Genomic DNA, 5,309 nt, shown 5'->3' on the forward strand with positions numbered 1-5,309 from the left:
TGCAACTGGCAGTGTACAACGTGCTGGGAAGAAAAGTGGCCACCCTGGTCGACCAGCAGCAAGCCCCGGGCCGGAAGCAGGCGACCTTCCAGGCGGAATCGCTGGCCAGTGGGGTGTACTTTTTCCGCCTCCAAATAGGACAAGTCCTGGAAACCGGACGACTGACCCTGATTAAATAAAGAGGTTCCTAATTATGAGACGATACCTAATTAACTATCCACAAAAGTTTGTAGTATTAATAATATTAGTTTCTTTTTTCTTGAGCAATACTGCATGTAGTCTATTTGGTACAAATGGTGATGAAAAACCACCCTCAGCACCAACGGGATTAAAAGGGATATCAAAAGATGGTGAAATCAGTTTAGTATGGGATCCCTCCTCAGCGTCGGATTTAGAGGGGTATAATATTTATCGCTCTCAAAATTCATTTTCAAATAAAAAAAATGCAAACAGAATTGGTGGCTTAATCCAAAGTAACATTGTCAATTTTGATGACAAACAGGTAAAGAATGGCACTACTTATTTTTACCGTGTTACGGCTGTTGATGAAAATGATAATGAAAGTCAGTTATCAATTGAGATTAGTAAAACACCATTTCCTTCCCCTCCTGATGATCCCTAAAACCTTAAATTGATTCTGCTCTATATATCCAATTATCAGATAAAAAGTTTCCAAATCTAATATCTGAATCTCATGACCCGCCTATTATTGCTTTTATTATCAGTAGCAACACTTTCAAGTACAACACTGAAAGCTCGAGAAATAAGTTCAGTAAATATCGATAAATATCAATTTACTGAACAAAGTATGGCACTCCTAACAAGCAAAAATGGCGAGTTATTAAGTAAGAACAAGTCATATGACACAAGTGAGGGGGAAAAATCAAATCAATTTGTAAATGAACAAGATTCTTTGGCTTTAGTCTCTTTTTACAAGAGTACAAATGGACAGAATTGGACTAACAACAGCGGTTGGTTAAAAGATCCAGTCAATGAATGGTTCGGTGTCACTATTGAAGATCAACGCGTTTCAGGGCTTACTCTTTCAGAAAATAATTTATCTGGAGTATTACCATATGAACTTGGAAAATTGAAGAAGCTAACGTACCTGAATCTTTCTTACAATAAAATATCTGGGGATATTCCTACAGAGTTTGGTCAGCTCAAAAATTTGGTAGAATTGAGGCTTGGTGGTGGTAATCAATTAACAGGTAATATTCCGTCTGAAATTGGAGAAATGACAAACCTGGAACATTTGAATCTTAATCATAATAAGCTAACAGGAGTGATTCCCACCAAAATTGAGAACCTAAACAGCTTGCATTGGCTGTATTTAAACAATAATAAGCTGACGGGTAATATTCCTCCTGAAATTGGCAAACTGAACAGTTTACGTCGACTTTATTTGAGTGGTAATCAGCTGAGGGGCAATATTCCTTCTGAGCTTGGACAACTAATTAATCTACGGTCTTTAGTCCTTTCAAAAAACAAATTGAATGGTAACATACCGCCTAAATTCGGTAGAATAAAAAATTTATACCGTTTAAAACTTGATAGTAATGAGCTGACTGGTAAAATCCCTTCTACATTAGGAAAATTGACAAAATTAGCATTTTTGGATATTGAATCTAATCAGCTCTCAGGTGGTATACCACCTGAGATTGGTGAATTGGATAGTCTATATTTGCTGGCTTTGTCAAATAATCAACTATCAGGAGAAATATCTCCTCAAATCGATAAAATGACAAGCTTGGAAATTTTGGAACTCTCAGCTAATGAACTAACGGGAGTGATTCCTCCAGAAATTGGTAATCTAAACAAATTGCATCGACTTCACCTGGGTGGTAATCAACTAACGGGCAATATCCCTTCTGAGCTTGGAAAGTTATCCCAATTAAAAGAGTTATCTTTGCCTGTGAATAAATTAGATGGTAGGCTGCCCCCTCAGCTTATTCAAATGGAAAATCTAGAACATTTGAACCTTAACTCCAATAAGCTGGAAGGGAAAATACCTCCTGAGTTTGGCAAATTTACAAATTTGGAAGTTTTATCACTTGGACAGAATCAGCTATCGGGTAATATTCCCTCCGAGTTAGGAGAGCTAAAAAATCTGGGGGCTTTGTTAATTTATAAAAATCAGTTAACTGGAATAATTCCCCCAGAGTTAGGCCAAATGACAAATCTTGGGAGCATGTACTTAGGCGAAAACAAATTAACCGGAAATATCCCCTCTAAATTGGGAAAGTTAACAAGATTAGAAGGGTTATCACTTAAATTTAATCAGCTATCTGGCGGTATCCCACCTGAGATTGGTGAATTGGATAGTCTATATTGGTTGGATTTGTCAAGCAATGAACTATCAGGAGAGATTCCTCCTCAGCTAGGTAAATTGATGAATCTAAATTCCTTATTTCTTGATGATAATAAATTATCGGGAAATATTCCCTTGGAGCTTACAAAGCTCGAAGCTTTAGATTATTTTTGGTTTGATAAAACAGAGTTGTGTGAACCTTCAACTCAAAAATTTCAAACCTGGCTTAACGATTTAGAATCTGTAGAAAGCACTAATATAGTTTGTTCAGACTCTAATATTTCTGCGACTGATATCCAAATTTCAGAAGTACTAATTAGGCAGCAAAGTAAACAGACTTTTGACAACTATAAACCTGCAGATATTACTGGGGTATTAACTGGCTCTTTGGTACGATTTAAGGGACTAGTTACCGATCAAGAGGGTAATCCGGTTTCCAATCAACAAGTTAGGGTTTATAATTCTTTTAACTATGCACCTGATCAGAGAGAAAGTGGTATAGATACGGTAACAACAAACAGTAATGGTACCTTCATATATCCCTCAGATAGTACCTCTATAGACACAGAGTCTAAGCCAACAGTTGTTCGTCCTTTTTGGTTTAATATAAGTGGTACTAGTACTGCTATTCCTTTTGCCCTTTCTTTGCATAACGGAGAGGATACCTATCAAAAAATAAATAATATGCTGGCTGAAGAAGCAGGGACAAATGAGAATATCATTTCTATGCGAATTGATACTAGTAGTAGTAATCCTTTCTCTGATTTGATCGTATCTGGAAAATCTTACCCATCTGATCCAATCAGTTTAGGTCGGGAAATTAACGACACTTTTTTTGAGTTCTATATGATGACATATCGGGGGCCTACCGAGGAAGAATTTTTAATAAATAAAGACAGGTCAAGTGGTTGGCTTAAGAGAGGTTATGAAGCCTATAGAACCCGAACTGTATCCGTTTTGGAAAATCTACCGGAGCGTTTTCAACAGACCATGCCCCCACCAATTACCAATTCACAAAGGCAAAAAGGAAGTATACCGGGAACGATGGGGGTTATTGATCTTATCGATACAGATTGGGCAAATGTCGTTTCCTATTTTGCAGAAGGTGCAGTTTGTATAGGTGGCATAGCTGGGGCTGCGCCGACTTTAGGTAGCTCTACAGCAGCTTGTGTTCCCATTTTTACCCACTTTGCAAATGATGTGGTAGTACCTGCGATAATGAAAAGTGACCCATTTGAAACTTTGTTCAGAAGAACTTATAGAGATGATCAGTATGACAAGACCGTGAGAAATTCAGAAGATTTGGGCTCATTATTGCTTAGTGCTCAAGGGATTTTTTCAGGTCCATCGAGTATTTTAAAGGAATTCTCCAAAGCAAGTTTTGATCCTGCAAAAATAGCGTTGGAAAGTGCACAGCTTACGAATGACTTATCTGATTTTTCGACTCAGGCTTCAACATGGATTCTGGAGAATACAACTAGTTCTCCTTATAGAAATCTAAATGGACAAATCAAGGTAAATCAGGCTCAAAATGTTTTATATCAATCAGCAAATGATAAAATAGAAATTGATTTAGCCATTACCCGTTCAGGTAATCCCAGTCTTGATTTTACAAATGTATCTTTTGATGATAATGAAAATCCTTCCTCTTTAAATTTATCGGTAGAATCGGATAAACAATTTTATGAATCAGGTTCTACCAGCCAGGCCACACCAGTGGTAATAATTGGAGGAAAAGAATTTAAGTCAGAAGAGATTAATAGCAATAATGATCAATTTGGGTACTATGCAGAAATATCTATATCTGAATTACCCAATTTTTCTGGAGATCCAAATAAATGGTCAGAATCCATTAGCTTGTCGGGAACCAGTCTTGAAAGCCTTCAGGGAAATGCTCAAGGTGCATTTACTGGACTAAAACCTAAAACCTTGAAAATACTCCAAATCGATGAAAATAATAAGAAAACAAAAGAAAAAATATCAACAACAGATTTAGCTGCTGGTACTCTAGCAAAATTAGAAATTCCCGAAAATGCATTTGATGGAGATAATGTCTTTGTAGACATTAGCACGGTTTCGTACAACGAACTTGCAAGTATAGATCAACCATCACTAAAACCACATTCATCAGTATTAAATGTAGAGACAAATACGCATACTTTTTCAAAACCAGCTATTTTGACATTCAAGCTTAACGAGCCTCCTTCCAATGAAGAATTAAAAGTATATAGAAGGGGGAGTGATGGCAAATGGAGAAGTAAGAGCGGTACTATTAATCGTTCTAATAGTGCTGCCAGTTTGGAAATAAGAATACCGGGTGCTTACGCTGTTTTGTCCGGTGGAGATGCGAGCAATCAGCCCGATCCTTTACCCAACCAAGTAGAGCTTCTTCAACCACTGGATAATGCACAAAATGTATTTAGTAGTCCAAATCTGTTTTGGAATACAGTTGATAAAGCGAAGAGTTACAAAATCCAAATTTCGAAAAATTCAAGCTTTACAGAAAATTCACTCCAAGAATATATCTCTGATAATAATTCATTTTATATCAAAAACTTAAAAAAACAAACAACCTATTATTGGAGAGTTCGTGGGATAAGTCAAGTTGGTGCTGGGGCATGGTCTGACCGATTTCAATTTACTACTCGATCTAAAAATATCATCTATCACTTGACCCAGTCGTTTGGGGAGGCGGCCCGCAGCACCGATTACAAGTTGGTGGGCCTACCCGGCCGCCAACAGACCGCCTTGGCAGACCTGTTGCCGGGAGAGCCCGGGACGGGATGGACGGCCTACCGGCAAAGCCCCACCGGTGACAGCCTTGTATCCTACCGGGAGGATCCCGAAGGGTTTACCTTCGGCCCCGGCCGTGGGTTTTGGGTGCTGGCCAACCAACCGTTAGTGGACTCTTCCTCCGTGGTGGCGGTCGAGCTCTCCGAGCAGGGAACCTACAGCATTCCACTTCATTCGGGATGGAATATCATTTCCAACCCTACCG

3 protein-coding genes are annotated in these 5,309 nt (G+C 38.4%); all 3 read left to right on the top strand.

The genetic code is table 11. From position 1 onward, the window contains the following. Positions 1–11 precede the first annotated feature (11 nt). The gene (locus NC796_RS26970) at positions 12–179 is read left to right on the top strand and encodes a T9SS type A sorting domain-containing protein (protein WP_409070428.1); all 168 of its coding nucleotides are present in this window, start codon (positions 12–14) and stop codon (positions 177–179) included. Between the two features lie 14 nt (positions 180–193). Then, complete coding sequence (locus NC796_RS26375; protein ID WP_310688866.1) at positions 194–622, top strand: hypothetical protein; 429 nt, start codon at positions 194–196, stop codon at positions 620–622. Between the two features lie 72 nt (positions 623–694). Beyond that, on the top strand, positions 695–5,309 hold a 4,615-nt coding region (locus tag NC796_RS26380; protein WP_310688868.1), incomplete at its 3' end, for a leucine-rich repeat domain-containing protein.

Source organism: Aliifodinibius sp. S!AR15-10, assembly GCF_031569985.1.
Taxonomy (GTDB): Bacteria; Bacteroidota; Rhodothermia; order Balneolales; family Balneolaceae; genus JAMQKA01.